This window comes from Spirochaetota bacterium (assembly GCA_026414805.1).
GTDB lineage: Bacteria > Spirochaetota > UBA4802 > UBA4802 > UB4802 > UBA4802.
In genome coordinates this window covers 1-17,995 of sequence record JAOAIH010000024.1, presented here as the reverse complement: position 1 = coordinate 17,995, position 17,995 = coordinate 1, and the positions used below count along the sequence as shown (strand labels likewise).

Sequence of the window (17,995 nt, the reverse complement as noted above, 5' to 3'; positions counted from 1 at the left end):
AGTTGCTGGAGGATATTATTTTTTACATCATGCTGCTGGTTTATTATTAGGGAAGAGTGCTGCATATAATCCCGATCCCTATTCTATAAACAGGCAAAAAGAAGACTCATTTCTTTCCTTATGTAGAAGCGGTAATCCACAGTATGCTATGTATGGAATTGTTGCATCATTATATGATGTAAAAGATATATCCACTATCAGACTGGATGCAGGAATTTCAAATAAAGAATGTTTTGTAACCAGTGCTGATATACAAAAAACAATATATCCCTACAGTATACACGGTTTGTTATCGCACTATCAAAAGGATGGACAAAATATTGAGCCAGTGCAGGTAATAACCCATTTTGCGCGCGCAATAGTAAAACCTGGTAATTTTTTTACTCTCCAGGGATGCTATTATGCAACCAGTGTGTACCATGAAAATGCTCGGCTTTTGTTTGACACCAGCTTGCAAAATAATGCTGCAATTGAATCATTTGGCGGTTATAGTCTTTATATGCAATACCAGGATAAAAAGATAAAGCTTTTTATGGAGTATGCTATCTCACAGGTAGTGATGAACAATGAAGGTGATTCTGAAAATAAGTATACCAATGCGTATTATTGGGGTATGAGTGTGACAGGCAAAATTTTTAGTGCAAGTGGCATTATGCAGAAATCTGATAAATACTTTTATGCACCTTTTAGCAATACGTTTGGGAGCAATTCGCCACGAGATATTTACTATTATTCAGTAAAATTGAAACCAGCAAAAAAAGTAACGTTCAGATGGGCATATATTGATCAGAATAATCTTTTGCCTTCGCAATATTATGCTGAATACCCTCATAAACGAATCCATTCCGTAACTATTGCATATAAAAACAATAGTTTTGTTATAAAAACAGATTACCGCAATGCATTGTTCTATAAAGATGGGATGGAAGACAGAGTATCACGTTTACAGCAAAAAGTAGTATGGGGAATAACACAAAATGCATCACTGCATTTAAAATGTGGGCTTTATCAGGGTAATGCAACAGCATGGTATCTGGCATCAGGTATGGGGTTCAAGTTTGGCCGGTTGCAAAACGATTGTGGTGCAATCTATGCTCACACAAAGGACGAAAAGATTTATATTGCTCTGCTTCCGCTTCCCCACACCAGTATCATGTCGGAAGCTATCGCTACATCTTCTTTTTTTATTGTTGAACGTCTACGTTACTCTAATTCATCCTGTAAGCTATCAGCACGATTAGTATGGCAAATGCATCCTCAAAAACAAACTTTAGGTGAGTTGAGCGCATCGGTGTGGTTTTAAATTTTATTTTACCATGAACTGTGCTACAATCGTATACGTACTGTGAGGGATTGTGAAACAAGTTATGGATACACCAAAGATAGATAAATTGCAAAAATTTTTGGAGCCTATCCAGCCATACGCAATTGCGTATTCTGGAGGCAATGATTCAACGTTTTTAGCTGCTATCTCCAGATATTTGGGCATGGATTTTTGCTGTATACATTGCATAAGCGAATTTACCATTGCTAGTGAAACACAACGTGCACGCAGCTTTGCAATGAAGATGGGGATACGCTATTTTGAAATTGAAATTTCGGTTATGGGAATTAAGGAGATAGTTACTAATAATGAAGACCGATGTTATTATTGTAAGAAGGCTATATTCAAAAAGATACAAGAGTGTGCACGCCTCAATAGTTTTAAGAAAGTTGTTGAGGCAGGAAATGTATCAGATGTGAATGATTTCAGGCCGGGAAGAAAGGCATGTGAAGAATTGAGTATTTATTCCCCACTTATTGATGCAGGGATTGACAAGACCGATATTATTTCTGGATTACAGCAATTGAACATTCCTTACCTTAAAACTTCAAATTCATGTTTGGCTACCCGTATTCCCTATAAAACGATTATTACTCATGATATACTTGGTGTTATACAAAAGGCTGAGGATTTTATAGTCTCTTTAGGATTTGAAGGTGTACGGGTGAGATATCATTATCCCATTGCACGTATTGAAGTGCTCCAAGATGAAATTCAAAGAATAATTGATCCAGAAATACGCCATAAAATCATTGCATTTTGTAAAAAGTTAGGATTTTTATATGTAACAATTGATTTAGAAGGATTTAAATCAGGAAATTTAAACAGGATGTTACACCATGAGTGATGTGCTAGTAGCAGTTGTTGTGAGGAATAACCAGGAAATAGTACGTAAAAAATTAGATGCCATTGTAGCTTGCCCCTTTGCTCATGTGATGCCGCTTATTATTGATGATGGTTCAAATGATCAGTCGCCATCAATTGTTGCAGATATGGATGTTCACTTTGTTATGCATGAGGAGGCTCTTGGTTATGGTGGTGCGTTGATGAGCGCTCTGACGTATGCACGAGATTATTCGCTGAGTTCATTGTTTGTGTTGCCTATTGAAGCTTTCAGTGATTGGCGCACTATTGCAGGATATCTGCAATATCTACAGCAGGCAGATATAATTTCTGGAAACAGGGTTGCAACACAATTGTATGGTGGAAACAATAATTATAAAGATATTGTGGATTACTTTAATCAGCAGACTGGACTTTATATAATGGACCCGTTTTCACCAATAAAAGGGATATCCATGCAACATGCTGACTTGTTTGAGATAACCGAATTTTCTGATGTTGCATTGATACAAATATTGATACAGGCTGCACATTTCAAGTTGAAAATAAAGGAGTTTGACTGTGAGTATCCTGAAAAAGAGTTGATATCTCATCTGGAAGATATTGTTGCTGTGGGTGGTATAAAGGATTTTATCACAGGCGAGCTCTATCTTTACCCATATACAAAACAGGGGCATTGATACAGTGAAAAATCAAGTGATTATATTAGTACTAATAGTTTGTGCTTTTGAACTGTTATGTATGGCACCTGAGGAACGAGTGCCTAAAGATAATACAGCCACTTTGACTGATCACAGCATTCTTTTTGTTGGCGATATGATGTTTGAATGGGCAGTTAAGGATACAATGCAGTATCATGGTATGGATTATCCTTTGAAAAAAATTGAGCATTTTTTAAAAACATTTGATTTTGTTATGGCTAACCTTGAATCACCTCTTACACACAGTAATGAGAGCCATGTAAGTCAAAAATATATTTTTAAAGCAACAACGGGTATTGCATTTGTTTTGGCAAAAGCAGGGATTTCTGCCGTTACTCTGGCAAACAATCACATGCTTGATTATGGCGTTACGGGGTTGCTTGACACTATAACCTGGCTTTCAAAAGCACACATTCAATATGCTGGTGCTGGGAGTAATACAACTACTGCTTCATTGCCTGTTATGCATACATTTGGCTCAATACGAATTGCAGTTTTATGTTATACACAGATCTGCTCAAAGGAGATGATTGCAAAGGATACTCCGGGTGTTAATTTCTTTGATTTAGAAAAAGCAAAGGACGATATCAGGAAATATCGTTTTTGCGATAGTGTCATTGTTAACATTCATTGGGGTAATGAGTATTTTTACTATCCTTCATCAAAGCAGATTGATATGGCACATGCTCTGATTGATGCAGGTGCAGATGCTATTATTGGGCACCATCCACACGTATATCAGGGTATTGAAATTTATAAAAACAAACCAGTTGTATATTCGTTAGGCAATTTTCTTTTTGGTTCAATGCATGAGGGGATTAACGATAATATTGCATGTGCTTTTTATATGTCAGAAAAGGGTAAGATGATAAAAATGCAGATATATGTAATCAAAGGGAGATTCAATGATGCTATTATACAGCCAGAAGTGCTTGAGGGCGTTCAGGCATCACAGGTGTTTGACCATATTATTGAAATTTCTAAACCGTTAGGAATTATTTTCACAGAAAGGAGCACAAAACACCATCAATACCTTGAATTTATTTTCAGGTAATTATTCCATTAAAGCTTTCAGTACATAATCTACGCTTTCTATCATTGACTGTATTTCATACCCGCCTTCAAGAACTACCACAATCCTGTTATTAGCATACTGTGAAGCTACTCCCATAAGCATTTGAGTAAAGATATAATATGCTCCACTTGAAAGATTGAGAGATGAAAGAGGGTCGCTTTTATGGGCATCAAACCCTGCTGAAATAAGAATGAATTCAGGCTGGAATCGTTCAAGTGCTGGGAGTATTATCTCACTGAAAGCACTTTTATATATTTTGTCGCCACTTCCAGGATTCATAGGTATATTCAGCGTATAGCCGTATCCAGGGCCAATTCCTATTTCATCCACTCTGCCTGTGCCTGGATAGAATGGGAATTGGTGCAGGCTTATGTAAAAGACAGAGGGGTCAGCTTCAAAAATATGCTGAGTGCCATTGCCATGGTGAGCGTCCCAATCAATGATAGCAATTTTACTTATGGTATAGTTATACTGGAGATAGCGGGCAGCGATTGCAACGTTGTTAAAAATGCAGAATCCCATTGCTTGAGCAATTTCTGCATGATGGCCGGGTGGACGTATAGCACAAAAACCGTTAGTTGCTTCGCCGGCAAGAATATAGTCACAAACTTCTAATATTCCACCAATAGCCCATAATGATACATCATAAGTTTCATCGCAGATAACCGTATCATAACCGTCAATGCAGGTAATTCCGTTTGATTTTGCATTAGCTATCGTTGCTACATACTCAGGATCATGAGCATAGAATAAAACATCAGGGTTAGCTTTTCGTGGGGGTACATATAACAGTGATGAATAGTTATTGTTATTGCGTATATATTTGTCCAGTATTTCAAGGCGCTTAGGGGATTCAGGATGAGAATCCCCTGTTTTGTGATGCAAGTAATGAGGGTGGAAGCAATATGCTGTATAACTCATAATTATCAAATGTTTGATAGTTTAATTAACAAATACAAACTATTTAATAATATTGTAATATATTTGAAAAAATCAAGTATTTTTAAAACTAATCAAACGCTTTATCTACTGTCCAAACTTCCCAAACTTTCCCTACCAGATCAGGCCCTGGCTTTAAGGTGTCCTTGCCTGGCTTCCAGCCGGATGGGGTGGCCTGTGTTCCCTTGCTTTCGCGTACTAACTGAAAAGCCTGTATCTGGCGAATTGTTTCAAGTACATTACGGCCAACGGGTGGTGTAAGGACTTCATAGCCAACAATTATGCCATCCGGATCAATTAAAAATCTTCCACGATTTTCAATACCAGCAGTACTGTTATACACGCCGTACAAAGTACCAACTTTACCACCAGCATCAGAAAGCATTGGAAATGGTATCCCACCTTTCACCATTTTTGATAATTCTATATCATTCCACATTTTGTGCACAAACACGCTGTCCACACTTGCTGATAGTACTTCAACACCTAATTTTTGAAATTCGGGATATTTTTCTGCGACCGCAGAAACCTCAGTTGCTCAGACAAATGTGAAATCACCTGGGTAAAAGCATAGTACTACCCATTTTCCAAAATACTCTGATAATTTTACTTCTACAAATTTCCCTTTAAAATATGCAGGAAGCGAAAAATCGGGAGCTTTCTGGCCAACCTGAATCATAGTATGTTCCTCCTTTTTTGATAAAATTTGTTGTTCTTGGATTTGGATGTCCTGTGGAGATGTCGTGGAGGGACGTGTACACCCAGGTTTAAAGTCTTCTGGCATGGTATACCTCCTAACAAATGAAATTGTAATAATCACATAATTAAAAACATTATAATAAGAAATATGAATAAGTCAAGTTAATATACAGAGAGTATTAAAAAATCGAAAGAGTTGTCTCAAATATTGATATAAATTAGCTATCATTGCAATACAATTTTTACAGCTTGCAATGACATAATTTCTGATAGAGGATGGACGCAAATCTATAATCATACAAATAATAAAGACTTTTTGGAATAAAGCAGGCTTTAAAAGCACATCCTGATCTTAATAGTATTAGACATGGTAACTACATGTGATATTTTCTTAGGAGAATTAAATAAATCAATTGTAATCAATATACAATCTGTGCCACTATTTTTCTATTTCTTTTACGAGTATCGCATTCTATGACAACTATCTGTTGCCATGTTCCTAATGTTAATGTTCCATCAACTATGGGTACAGTGATAGATGGCCCAATCATGGATGCCCTCAGGTGAGATGAACCGTTATCATCATGCCAGGTGTCATGATGATGGTAGTGTGCATTGCGTGGAATGATTTTTTCTAAAAAAATATTAATGTCTTTTTGTAATCCCGGTTCAAACTCAATGGTGGTGATGGCTGCAGTGGATCCCGGTATAAAAAGACACAGTAAGCCATCCTGGATTTTATTATTAGTAACTATCGCTTTAGCATCCGGGGTGATATCAATAATATCACCCTGGCCCTTTGTTGTAATAGTTATATAATTGGTGATAGCTGCCATACTCTATTCAATTTCATCAATAGTCAATGGGTATGTAGATAAAGGCTCACAACCATTTTTATGAATGACAATCGGATTTTCATATCTGAATCCCATGTTGTCTTGTGGACAAGCATACTGCATGGCGCAGATTAATAGTTCATTTTCCTGGTATACATGGTCAGGATTTGTCCAAAACGGGAATGGGCCGTCATTTATTCCAATACGCCATTCATCGCCCATCATGCCAATGCCGTGTTCAAAACCTGGCACCATATAATCAGCAAAGCCGCGCTCTTCTGCAAAAGCCATCATCTGTTCAGCTAACAGTGAAGGAGTTATTCCGGCTCTATAAGTTTTCAGTGTAAGGTTGACAATATCAAGAAAATTTTGTGCATGCCAGCGTTGCCGGTCAGTTACAGGAGCTATGAGATAGTTATGGGAATGATCCCCCAGACCTAACATGAACATTGCATGAATGTCAACCATCAGGGGTTCGCTTGCTTGCAATTTTTTGCGGGTTGCAGGAGTACATGCTCCCCCGGCAAGTCCTGTCCTGTACCCAGATGCGATTTCGTTGCCACCAGTATAACTCCATTCCCACTCACTGCCTTCCTTGCGCATGGCATAGGCAGCAATACCGGCTATTTCAGTTTCGGTCATACCTTTCCACCCACCATTGCGTATGGCTTCATACACAACCTTGTGTCCAACATCCACAATACGGGATGCTTCGCGGAATCTGTTAATGGTCCCTTCATCTTTTATCATGGATAATTTGTCAATTATAGTATATGCATCTACAAATTCACAATCAGGCAGTGCATCTTTAAAGCGTTCATATTCATAATGTGTGAGGTTGCCTTCTGGCAGATAATTGGACATCCCGTTTTCTACACCGATTCTTCCCTTCTTATTTTTTAACAGGTCATTGATATAATCAGCAATAAGTTCAATCTGATCCTGTCCTCCCATTGGCACAAATCCAAAGACGTGATCTTCATCAAGCCATGATTCATCGGCAACACGTGCGGCATCAATAACAAACGTAAACGCTGCAGGCATGCCTTCCTGTGGTATTACAACAAAACTTCTCCATGGGCAAAATGCATCAAGTGTCCATGACAATGTACGTAGTCGTAAACCTAAATATACGTCAATATTTTCCTTTGCCATTTCCTGTTGAATAGTTTTGATTCGACCCGGAAAGTCAATATAATACGGTCCTTTATTTTCCAATCGTGATGTCATAGTCATTCCTCCGAATAATATATATTGTATCAACAGTGCTCCTGCCTGATACTGGATCTAAATTTATACTGAGATCCTGAAATCATGTTAAGGATAGTTGTTTGTAAAACATTAATACTTAGCAGGTATTTGCGATAATACCCTGTTCAATCTGTCTGCTATGGCTGCCAATTTTAATGCTTTTACCATATTCCCTTTTAATTTTAATTTTCCTGTCATAAGTGCCTTCTGTGACCCTAACTCAGCACGTGAGATCATTGCAAATGTCTGATAATCACCAGTAATTCTAAATTCGGCTTCTGGAGGCTCACCTTCCCCCAAATCTAAGGTGTCTAATGTGCCGTCGGCAAATTTAAAGAATAAATACTTACTTCCTCCACCAGGGCAGTTCAGGTAAATGTTTGACATTGATGAAGTTATGAAGTTCATTTTTTCAGGAGTAAGTTCGCTTTTAAGGCGCCGCTCGGCTTCATCACGCCATTGGGGTGTTAAATATAATAATTCCTGTGGCATATACCACCTCCTACTATGAGATGATTTATTAAACTATTGTTTAAACAAACCCTGAGTAATGAGGTCCAGTGTTTGCTCAAACATTTTACGCACCTCTTTTGCCTCACTTCGTATGTACATGCGTATGATAAACATTTTATAAATTGAAAAAATTGCCTTTGACATAGCGGATATGTTTACAGAACGGAAAACCCCTTTTTCAATACCTTCTTTTAAGATTGTTTTAATCATATTTATGGAATTGTTATTGATGCGTTCATAGGGATCTTTATCAGTGAACATGGGAAATATGTCCGGGTCATGTACCAGAATATTTCGGAAATCAGCATCAATTGAAAGGTATTCAACCGCTTTGTGGCACATGGTAAGAAACTTACTTCTGGGGTCAGATTCTTTATGAATAGCTTCTCTTACGTAATTTTGCCAGCGAAGTAGAGCAAACTCAACAGCCTTGTGGTAGAGGTCTTTTTTATTGTTAACATACAGATATAGATTGCCTTTGGTCATATTGAGCTCTTTAGCAATATCTTCCACAGTTGTCTTTTTATACCCGTATTGTGCAAAAACCTTCAAAGCAGCGGAAAAAATCTTTTCAGAGTTTTCTTTCTTCTTCATATCATTATTAAATAAATGAATATTTTGTTTAAATGTTCATTTATAATATATACCAGAATATGTCAATGATAAAATTCATTAAAAAATAAAATAAATAATGTTAAAAATCTTGACTATTAAAATATATCTATAACACATTGTTATATATGTATTATTGTATGATAAAAGCATGAGGTCGATATGAAAACTTTTTTTTATCCTAAAAGTATGGTAGTTGTTGGAGTTTCGTTAACAAAAATTAATTTGGGGAAAATAATACTTATCAATAATGTAAAGCAGGGGTTTAAAGGGAAACTGTATGGTGTGAGTACCAAGGAAGGGCAAATAGAGGGTATTCCAGTATATAAGGATATTATGGATTTACCTGAAATCCCCGATGTTGCGATAATCATTACCCCAGCAAAAACGGTGCCTGAACAGATAAAAAAGTGTGGGGAAAAAGGCATACGGTATGTTGTTATTGAATCAGGAGGCTTTAGTGAGTTTTCGCACACTGAGCAATCATTGGAACAACAAGTGCTTTCCATTGCACATGAATATGGGATAAAAATTATTGGTCCTAATTGTATTGGTACAATTAATTTTGAAGAAAAGGTGTTCATGCCGTTTGCCTTTTTCAGTAAGGATATTGTGGCTGGTGAAGTTTCAATGATTTCCCAAAGTGGGGGAGTTGGGAATACCTATCTTCATGCTCTCCCGGAAAATCATATATTTATAAATAAATTTGTGAGTATTGGCAATAAGTTGATGTTGGATGAAGTGGATTTCCTTAATTATTTTGTAAATGAAGATGATAAGACAAAAATCATTATTTGCTATTTAGAAGGTTTTAATAGAGGGAGAAAGTTTTTTGAAATTGCCCGTGCATCAGAAAAACCAATTATCGTACATAAATCAAATAGATCTCCTGTGAGTGCAAAAATTGCCCAGTCACACACAACTGCGCTATCTGCAAGCGATGCGGTGGTAGATGCTGCGTTTGCGCAAGCTGGTGTGATCCGAGCTGAAGATGAAGAAGAAGTCATCAAAGCTGTTAAAGCAATGCAGCTTCCACCTATGCGAGGCAGAAATGTTGCTGTTCTTTCGCGCTCTGGAGGTCATGCAGTTATTTCTGCTGATGCATGTGCCAAATATAATTTTAATCTTATTACGTTCCCGCAAAGCTATATTGAGAAAATCCGTAGCCTTTATAACACACGCGTAATTGCACATCAAAATCCATTGGATCTTGGAGAAATATTTGATTATACTATTTTTGGCAAAATTGTTGAAGAGACAATAAAACTGGATGAGGTTGATGGTATTTTGTTCAATCACCTTTACCAGTCAGAATATGAAGCCCAAATGTCGCGCACATTTCTTGATACTGTAGAACGATTGGTAAAAGAATACAACAAACCAGTCATGGTAGCAATGATTTCTGATGCAAGGGAAATGCTCGATATTAATATGAATCATCCTATGCCAATTTTCAGCACACCCTACAGTGCTGCACATGCACTTGCTATTTCAGCTGACTACTATCAGAAGAAAACAATGCGAGATCACAGAGGTGTTATAGATAGTACTTTAAGTACAATTACCAAACATGATAATTATTTTGATACTATTATACAGGAAAACAGGGACCCATTGTTACATGAAGCCATTCAATTTTGCAGGTCAATTGGAGTGCCGATAGTTAATGGGATATTGATACAATCGCTTGAAGAAATTGAAAAAGCAGAATTTGTTTTTCCTGTTGCTGCCAAGATAGTATCACCGGATGCTTCCCATAAAACCGAGGTTGAAGGTGTTGAGCTCAATATTATGGATAAGGAACACCTTATACATGTTTTTAAAAATATGAAACAATCTTTGTTTGAGTATAATCCACATGCACTTTTTGGTGGTATATACGTACATACAATGGCCCCAGGGGGAACAGAATTTTTTATAGGAGCTAAAAAGGACCCCGTTTTTGGTCCTATAGTTATGGTTGGTCTGGGTGGTATATATGTAGAATTGTTTAAAGATGTTGCCATACGGCTTGCTCCTGTTACAAAGGTGGAAGCATTAGAGATGATATATCAATTAAAAGCTGCCAGGCTGTTTGAAGGCTTCAGGGGTAAAGAACCTCTTGATTCTCAATCACTCAGTGATGTTATTGTTACACTCGGCCATGCAATAACTTATATAGAAGAAATTCAGGATATTGAATGTAACCCTATTATGGTATACCCAAAAGGGTGTATGGCAGTTGATGCTCGTATATTATTACACAAACAAAAAGTTGCATCCCCAGCCTCATAGCAACATTGCTCTCGCAAGTGGAAATCATTGACCCGCCTGCGCACAGCAAAGCGGGTTTTTATTTTTACTTATTACAGTCCAAATTTTGTACCCTGTTATTTAAAAAATGTTTAATTGTACACTCTGAGAATTTGCCATGTAAAAATACATGAAGTGAAGTGAAAAAAAGGTTGATTTTATTGTACATATTTATATCGTTATCGATATAATATTAGTTTTTGAAAAAAATTGTAGAGAATAATTTTAAAAAAGTGTATCTACTTGGAAATTTTTACAATTGAGTTTTGTTGATGCAAAGTAGATAAATTAAGTTCAACATGACAATTTGTATATCAAAGAGGTGGAGACAATGAATTACAACGTTGAAACATTGCCATTATGGAAAAAAATTATGTATGCATTGGGACAATTAGGCTGGTCACTGGCTTCATTCAGTGTTGGAAATTTATTAATATATTTTTACCTTCCGCCTGAGTCAGGCGATAAGGCTATATTCCCAGCCTATATATATCAGGGATATGTCATAGGTGTGCTTACAATTATTGGAATTATTTATGCCTTTGGAAGGCTGTGGGATGCCGTCACTGACCCCATCATTGCAACAATGTCGGATCGTTCCCGTTCGCCGTTTGGACGAAGGAGAAAATTTTTAGCCATTGGTGCTTTCCCCTTTGCTCTTTTAGGAGTGCTTGCATTTATGCCGCCAGTAGGAAATCTTTCACTGTGGAATTCGGTGTGGCTTTTTGTTGTAATAACATTGTTTTACTGGTTTATGACTATGTACGTTACACCTTTTTTTGCATGGCTGTCTGAATTGGGACATACCCCTAATGAGCGATTATTTTTAAGTACATTAATATCCATAACCTGGGCAATTGGCTTTGCAATTGGTTCGCAGGCAGTGGCATTACAGTCTTTGTTTGAGAACAGCTACGGTTACAGTTCCACAAAAGCATTTCAGCTTGTTATGGTAATTTTTGGTGGAGTGTCGCTTGTTCTTATGTATCTGCCAGTGGTATTTATTGATGAACGGCGTTATTGTGAATCAAAGGTGTCAGACGAAAGTACGTTTGAGGCTTTGCGCTCGGCATTTAAAAACAAAAACTTTTTGTTCTTTACCCTCTCGGATTTGGCATACTGGGTTGCGCTGACATTTATTACCACAGGTCTGGTGTACTATGTAACAGTATTGCTCCAGTTAGATAAGAGTGTGTATTCGCAGTACATGATTATTTTGTTTGCATTGAGCTTTTTATTCTATGTACCGGTTAATTTGATAGCACAAAAGATTGGAAAGAAAAAATTAATGATCGTTGCGTTTGTATTATATTCTTCGGTTTATATTATTGCAGCAATGTTAGGATGGTTTCCTCTTGATAAAAATGTTCAGGGTTTGATAGTGATTGTTATGACATCATTGCCACTGGCAATTTTTGGGATTTTGCCCAATGCCATCATTGCCGATATTGCTGAAGCCGATGGAATAAAGACAGGGAATTTTAAAGCTGGCATTTTCTTTGGAGCGCGGACATTCATGTCAAAGATGGGACAGATGATTGCTGCACTTATGTTCCCTTCATTAATACTACTTGGTAAAACACCTGAGAACGATATAGGTGTGCGCATCACATGTATCGTTGCTTTCTTTTTCTGTGTAGCCGGTTTAATTCTTTTTGTGAAGTATGATGAAAAGAAGGTTTTAGAAATACTGGCTACAAAAGAAAAAGTAAAATAAAAGCAGTATAAAATTTGAAAATATACAATCCAATATAAGGGGTCACTTCGAGAGCCTCAGTGACCCTCAATTAGAAAAATAAAAAAATATACACAGATAGCGCAACAATACTTATAGCGCTTATGCAAACCTCAATGAGTTTTCTGTAGGGGGCTGGGGTTCCCTTGAGAGGTCATTGTAAAATAATTAAATATTTGACAAATATTTTGCTACTATCCACAATACTCTTTGCATTTTTTAAGGTTACAGAATACGTTTTATGGTAAAAGTAGTAGAATCACACTCATATCCCAATAAAGCAGGGGATGTTTTTTCTGCCATAAATCATATTAATAAGCTTGCACGGATTAAGACTGATGTGCAGAGCTATCGCATAGCACGTGATGAGGAAGGCTTGCAGCTTATTGATGTGGATGTGCGTTTTATCCTTAAACATTTCCCCTTACGGCTAAAATATACTGCTGTGCCCTATAAGTATTGTGAGCTCAAGATGCTAAAAGGTGCACTCAAACACTATGAATACAAATATGGGATTGCGGATGATGGAATATCATCAACAGTAACTGTTGAGTGTACCATTAAGCTGCCGTTACGATATTTTATTGTTACACCGCTTATACGAGCTATATTAAAACGCAGGATTAAAAAAGAATTAACACTGCTTGGTAAAATATTACAAACTCAAATGTAAACAATGACAAAACCACTTATCGTTCAGAGTGACAACACTCTGCTTCTTGAAGTAGATAATCCATTGTATGAAGAGGTGAGGGATGCAATCCTGCCTTTTGCAGAGCTTGAAAAAAGTCCTGAGCACATCCACACATATCGTATAACACCGTTATCGTTATGGAACGCAGCGTCAGCAGGATTATGTACAAAAGAGATCCTTGAGCGAATAGAAAAGTATTCCCGCTATGCGGTGCCGTCTATAGTTATCACTACCATCAAAGAACAGATGGACCGCTATGGGCTCCTTACTCTGGTAAAAAAGAATGACAACCTTATTCTGCAATCTGATGATGCACATATTATACGGGAGATAGTTACTCACAAGCAGATTCAGAAATTTATTGATGGGCAGGTTTCAGAGTACGAAATCATTGTGAAGCCCAACAGCCGTGGGCATATAAAACAGGCGCTGATAAAGATTGGCTTTCCCGTAGAGGATAAAGCCGGCTATGTTGATGGCGATCCATGCCCGTTTGAGTTGAGAGATATTACCAAAAGTGGCACACGATTTGTGATTCGCGATTATCAAAACGATGCTATTAAAAGCTTCTATCGATCAGGCAGTGTGGAAGGTGGAAGTGGGGTTGTGGTATTACCCTGCGGTGCTGGTAAGACCATTGTGGGTATTGGGATTATGCATCTATATCAAACAAAAACATTAATATGTGTCACCAACACGGTTGCACTGCGTCAATGGATCGATGAGCTTTTAGACAAAACAACACTCACCACAGACATGATTGGTGAGTATTCTGGCGACATTAAGGACATTAAACCAGTTACTATCGCCACATATAATATTTTAACTTATAGGCGAAAAAAAGAGGATGAGTTCAAGCACTTTGGTCTTTTTACGCACAACAACTGGGGATTGATTATTTACGATGAGGTGCACCTGTTGCCAGCGCCAGTGTTCAGAATGACTGCAGAGATTCAGTCAAAGCGTAGGTTAGGGCTTACTGCTACACTGGTGCGTGAGGATGGCCTTGAAACCGATGTTTTTAGCCTCATTGGGCCAAAAAAGTTTGATATGCCCTGGAAGATGTTAGAGGAATGTAACTGGATTGCCCGAGCTATTTGTACTGAGGTGCGCATAGAGTTACCCGAAAGCCTACGGTATCAATACACTGTTGCAACTGATAGGCAAAAATTTAGAATTGCCTCGGAAAATGAAAAGAAGATGCATTATGTGGAACAGTTACTGAAAGCGCACCCTGCTGACCGAGTGCTTATTATAGGACAATATATTGACCAGCTACAAAAAATACAGCAAAAGTTTGGCTATCCTATCATTACTGGAAGTACACCGGTAAAAGAGCGTGAAGAGTTGTATCGTCAATTTAAAGAAGGTCGTATCACGCGACTTGTTGTGTCAAAGGTAGCAAACTTTTCAATTGACCTGCCTGATGCTAATGTTGCCATTCAGGTATCGGGGACATTTGGCTCTCGCCAGGAGGAGGCACAGCGCTTAGGGCGCATACTTCGTCCAAAACCAGGCGATAACACTGCATATTTTTATTCGCTTATCACTGCTCACACCGTTGAAGAAAATTTTGCACACAATCGACAGCTTTTCTTAACGGAACAGGGCTACACCTACATCATAATGAATGAAAGCATGTTTTATGAAAAATTTGGCGCTTAGTGTTTTCATACTTGTTACAACGTATACCTATGCATGGCAACCGCTTGTGTATCAGGCCCAAGATGGCACTGTGTATTATAAAGGGAAGCCCTATCATCATGGCCTGCCAAAAAATATAATTATAAAAGATATACAGCTTCATGGAGCTACTCTGTATATCACTACTCAAAAGCATGGACTATTTAAACTAAGTAGTGGCGATAGCTCCTTTAATAACATTACCCCACAGGATGCTCGCATGCGGTCATTGAACGGGCTTTTACCATACTACCGCAGCATATCAGCATTTTGCGTTGATAGTGCGGACCCTGCAACATTGTATGTAGCTACAAAATATACCCTCTACTGTTCCTGCGATGGAGGAAGAAGCTGGAATGCCATTGCGCTTTCAGGGCTTCCTGCTAATGCGTGTATCACAGCATTATATGCAAAAGGCAAGAACCTGCTTGTAGGCACTTCATGGAATGGTGTATATCAATATAATGGAAATCGTTTTGTGAATATCAGCAATGGGCTTCCTAGCCGAAAATATTCTGACAATGTTGCCTTTATTGAGGAAGTCTACAGGATAACTCCAGAGTTTTGTATTACCGCTTACACAAACCAGGTGTATAGCTATAACAACAAAACTTGGACACAGCACTATAGTGGGCAATTGACACATCTGCGTGGTGGAGCCATTGCCGGTGGCACGGTGTCTGTGGTGGACAATAATGTAGTGGTGACACTTGCAGGGCAAAATAGGCAATACTATGAGCTATCGCCAATAGATGGTACGTGTGCGCTGCTTACTAGTGGTACTGATACCATATTTGTAAAAAAATTTGTGCAAAAAAAAGACAGCATACGCGGATTGTACGCAGGTGCACCATCATCATGGAAGGATATAAAAGAGCTAGTGGCATTTGCAAAGAAAACACAATACAATGCACTGGTGATTGATATAAAGGATGACTATGGGTATGTATATGTCAATGATGAAACGGCTGCCTCTATTGGTGCCCTACGAAAGGGACTGCCCGCAGAGGAGGTGTGCAGGTATCTGCATGCACACAATATTAAAGCTATAGCACGTATGGTAGTATTCAAGGATGAAAAATTATTCAAAGCCTTTAATAACAAATATGCAATAAAGGACAGCGCAACAAAGGCACCATGGCGCGGAAATCCAAAGGAATACTGGGTTGACCAGTATGCAGAGTTTGTGCACCAGTATAATATTTCTATTGCCAAGCAAGCACAAGCTGCTGGCTTTGATGAGGTTCAGTTTGATTATATCCGCTTCCCTACTGATGGGCCGGTACACCGCTGTATGTTTTCTTACAAGCCTGATAATGGCATTTATAAGTATGAGGCTATTGCTGCATTTTGTAGCAGAGCAAAAGAGATGCTGAGGATTCCCGTAAGTGTGGATGTGTATGGTTTTACCGTGTGGTATGAGTTTGGGCAGTGGTTGGGTCAGGATATTGAAGCCATGACATCGGTTGTGGATGTGGTGTGTCCCATGGTGTACCCTTCGCACTATGGCAGGAAATTTTTTGGTGGGATAGTTGATGCACACGGATATTATGCAATAGTTTTTGAAAGTGTGCGTAGGGCAACTATGAACTCACAGGCTATCGTGCGCCCATATTTGCAAGCGTTTGATATGCTTTCGCCAAGATGGGGGTATGTGTACATACAAAAGCAGATACAGGCATGCGTGGATGCAGGGGTGGAAGGTTATTTATGGTGGAACGCAGGAAGGGATTATGGGGTTATAAAAATGAAATAAATTGTTTTATTAACTCAACATTTTCATTATTTTGGCCGATAATGGCTACATGAGGATCTCTGATGGTTTATCAATTATAACGTTACCGCAAACTCACACTAAGCCTGCACGCACGGTGATGGTGTGGCCGGTATATGATGATCTGCGCATTACACCGGTAAAAGGCGTTGCACGCAGGCTTGAGAATAACATTCAGTACATAAAGCCCACTCCCGATGAGCATGCGCGGTTGCTATCGCAGGTAAAAGAAAATCCACAGCCTTTATACACTGGTACAGCCCATCTACAGAAAAGCATTTCGGTAGTTATCCCCGGCACTTTTTTTGATGCCATCGCATAAATGCAAAATAACGCTTGCTTTTTTTATTAAATATACATATATATCATGAAAATAATTAAATGCCTTTGTTTTACAAAGTAAAATAACAAAAAATTACATTTGTAAGGAGGTTTCACGATGTTTAAAAAATTAGCGTTATGTGTTCTTGTTGTAGCTGTAGCGTGTATGACCACAGGGCTTAAGGCACAGGAGATGACCGATGATGTAGCATTTTTGCGTGTTGGCTATCAGTGGAATACTTTAAAACCAGATGCTCCCAATGCGACGGATATTAAATTAAATGGTGTAGCAATAGAAGGTGAGTACAATCTCAATTTAGGCGGGATGCTTTTGGGATTTTCGCTTGAATATGCGTATCTGTCTTGGACCGAAGATAAAGCATACGATTATGGTTTCTTGAGCCCCATGGTTACCTTGAAATTCCTTGCTCCTGGCGGATTTTATATTGGTCCCGGGCTATCTCTACGGTATTTAATGAGTTCGTATCAACCAGATATCTATCCTGAACCTGATAGTGAAGTTGACCTGTGGGTAAACGGTGTTGCTGGATATATGGCTCCCATTGCAGAGGGCATCTATTTGGACCTTCAGGCACGCTTTGGCTGGAACCTAACAAAAAACCAGTTTGAAGATTCGTATAGTAAGATTGACAAAAACGATGACATGGCTTTTTACGTTGGGTTTGGCTCACGTACTCGTGCC

At 38.3% G+C, this 17,995-nt stretch carries 17 protein-coding genes; 11 read left to right on the top strand and 6 right to left on the bottom strand.

The features are described from left to right. The 4 genes from N3F66_06660 to N3F66_06645 form a co-directional block, all read left to right on the top strand. A partial coding sequence (locus tag N3F66_06660) for a hypothetical protein (GenBank protein ID MCX8123830.1) occupies positions 1-1,303 on the top strand: 1,303 nt, incomplete at its 5' end. 52 nt (positions 1,304-1,355) lie between these two features. Next, on the top strand, positions 1,356-2,171 hold the full coding sequence (gene larE / locus N3F66_06655) for an ATP-dependent sacrificial sulfur transferase LarE (protein MCX8123829.1): 816 nt from the start codon (positions 1,356-1,358) through the stop codon (positions 2,169-2,171). Beyond that, positions 2,164-2,847: a glycosyltransferase gene (locus N3F66_06650; protein ID MCX8123828.1), complete on the top strand. Its 684-nt coding sequence runs from the start codon at positions 2,164-2,166 to the stop codon at positions 2,845-2,847. The genes larE and N3F66_06650 overlap by 8 nt, the downstream gene beginning before the upstream one ends. Positions 2,848-2,851: 4 nt before the next feature. Further along, positions 2,852-3,922 carry a CapA family protein gene (locus N3F66_06645; GenBank protein ID MCX8123827.1) on the top strand — a complete coding sequence of 357 codons (1,071 nt, stop codon included), beginning with the start codon at positions 2,852-2,854 and terminating at the stop codon, positions 3,920-3,922. Here the strand turns inward: N3F66_06645 and N3F66_06640 are convergent, their stop codons facing one another. From N3F66_06640 to N3F66_06615, 6 genes are all read right to left on the bottom strand, one after another. Next, complete coding sequence (locus tag N3F66_06640) at positions 3,923-4,864, bottom strand: histone deacetylase (protein MCX8123826.1); 942 nt, start codon at positions 4,862-4,864, stop codon at positions 3,923-3,925. It lies immediately after the preceding gene. A gap of 88 nt (positions 4,865-4,952) precedes the next feature. After that, complete coding sequence (gene prxU / locus N3F66_06635) at positions 4,953-5,666, bottom strand: thioredoxin-dependent peroxiredoxin (protein MCX8123825.1); 714 nt, start codon at positions 5,664-5,666, stop codon at positions 4,953-4,955. A gap of 334 nt (positions 5,667-6,000) precedes the next feature. Then, positions 6,001-6,417: a secondary thiamine-phosphate synthase enzyme YjbQ gene (locus N3F66_06630; GenBank protein ID MCX8123824.1), complete on the bottom strand. Its 417-nt coding sequence runs from the start codon at positions 6,415-6,417 to the stop codon at positions 6,001-6,003. Positions 6,418-6,420: 3 nt separating this feature from the next. Beyond that, the gene (locus tag N3F66_06625; protein MCX8123823.1) at positions 6,421-7,647 is read right to left on the bottom strand and encodes a M24 family metallopeptidase; all 1,227 of its coding nucleotides are present in this window, start codon (positions 7,645-7,647) and stop codon (positions 6,421-6,423) included. A gap of 111 nt (positions 7,648-7,758) precedes the next feature. Further along, the gene (locus N3F66_06620) at positions 7,759-8,160 is read right to left on the bottom strand and encodes an SCP2 sterol-binding domain-containing protein (protein ID MCX8123822.1); all 402 of its coding nucleotides are present in this window, start codon (positions 8,158-8,160) and stop codon (positions 7,759-7,761) included. 33 nt (positions 8,161-8,193) lie between these two features. After that, positions 8,194-8,775: a TetR/AcrR family transcriptional regulator gene (locus tag N3F66_06615; GenBank protein ID MCX8123821.1), complete on the bottom strand. Its 582-nt coding sequence runs from the start codon at positions 8,773-8,775 to the stop codon at positions 8,194-8,196. 180 nt (positions 8,776-8,955) lie between these two features. On the opposite strand from N3F66_06615, the gene N3F66_06610 reads away from it, so the two are divergent. The 7 genes from N3F66_06610 to N3F66_06580 form a co-directional block, all read left to right on the top strand. After that, positions 8,956-11,067 (top strand): acetate--CoA ligase family protein, encoded by a 2,112-nt coding sequence (locus N3F66_06610; protein ID MCX8123820.1) that lies wholly within the window; start codon positions 8,956-8,958, stop codon positions 11,065-11,067. 349 nt (positions 11,068-11,416) lie between these two features. Next, positions 11,417-12,802, top strand: a complete 1,386-nt coding sequence (locus N3F66_06605) for an MFS transporter (protein ID MCX8123819.1) — start codon at positions 11,417-11,419, stop codon at positions 12,800-12,802. A 259-nt stretch (positions 12,803-13,061) separates the two neighbouring features. Next, positions 13,062-13,493 (top strand): hypothetical protein, encoded by a 432-nt coding sequence (locus N3F66_06600; GenBank protein MCX8123818.1) that lies wholly within the window; start codon positions 13,062-13,064, stop codon positions 13,491-13,493. 3 nt (positions 13,494-13,496) lie between these two features. Then, on the top strand, positions 13,497-15,179 hold the full coding sequence (locus N3F66_06595; GenBank protein ID MCX8123817.1) for a DEAD/DEAH box helicase: 1,683 nt from the start codon (positions 13,497-13,499) through the stop codon (positions 15,177-15,179). Then, positions 15,160-16,953, top strand: coding sequence for a putative glycoside hydrolase (locus N3F66_06590; protein ID MCX8123816.1), 1,794 nt, complete (start codon positions 15,160-15,162; stop codon positions 16,951-16,953). Before N3F66_06595 ends, N3F66_06590 begins: the two co-directional genes overlap by 20 nt. A gap of 49 nt (positions 16,954-17,002) precedes the next feature. After that, positions 17,003-17,293, top strand: a complete 291-nt coding sequence (locus N3F66_06585) for a hypothetical protein (protein MCX8123815.1) — start codon at positions 17,003-17,005, stop codon at positions 17,291-17,293. Positions 17,294-17,410: 117 nt separating this feature from the next. Then, positions 17,411-17,995 (top strand): hypothetical protein (locus tag N3F66_06580; GenBank protein ID MCX8123814.1); only part of this gene is annotated, 585 nt, incomplete at its 3' end.

Excerpts from the sequence above, each read along its gene's own strand:
- N3F66_06630 (MCX8123824.1), bottom strand. The coding sequence starts at position 6,417 with ATGGCAGCTATCACCAATTATATAACTATTACAACAAAGGGCCAGGGT.
- N3F66_06600 (MCX8123818.1), top strand. The coding sequence starts at position 13,062 with ATGGTAAAAGTAGTAGAATCACACTCATATCCCAATAAAGCAGGGGAT.
- N3F66_06585 (MCX8123815.1), top strand. The coding sequence starts at position 17,003 with ATGAGGATCTCTGATGGTTTATCAATTATAACGTTACCGCAAACTCAC.
- N3F66_06615 (MCX8123821.1), bottom strand. The coding sequence starts at position 8,775 with ATGAAGAAGAAAGAAAACTCTGAAAAGATTTTTTCCGCTGCTTTGAAG.
- N3F66_06640 (MCX8123826.1), bottom strand. The coding sequence starts at position 4,864 with ATGAGTTATACAGCATATTGCTTCCACCCTCATTACTTGCATCACAAA.
- N3F66_06610 (MCX8123820.1), top strand. The coding sequence starts at position 8,956 with ATGAAAACTTTTTTTTATCCTAAAAGTATGGTAGTTGTTGGAGTTTCG.
- N3F66_06595 (MCX8123817.1), top strand. The coding sequence starts at position 13,497 with ATGACAAAACCACTTATCGTTCAGAGTGACAACACTCTGCTTCTTGAA.
- N3F66_06590 (MCX8123816.1), top strand. The coding sequence starts at position 15,160 with ATGAAAAATTTGGCGCTTAGTGTTTTCATACTTGTTACAACGTATACC.
- N3F66_06620 (MCX8123822.1), bottom strand. The coding sequence starts at position 8,160 with ATGCCACAGGAATTATTATATTTAACACCCCAATGGCGTGATGAAGCC.
- N3F66_06625 (MCX8123823.1), bottom strand. The coding sequence starts at position 7,647 with ATGACATCACGATTGGAAAATAAAGGACCGTATTATATTGACTTTCCG.
- N3F66_06650 (MCX8123828.1), top strand. The coding sequence starts at position 2,164 with ATGAGTGATGTGCTAGTAGCAGTTGTTGTGAGGAATAACCAGGAAATA.
- N3F66_06605 (MCX8123819.1), top strand. The coding sequence starts at position 11,417 with ATGAATTACAACGTTGAAACATTGCCATTATGGAAAAAAATTATGTAT.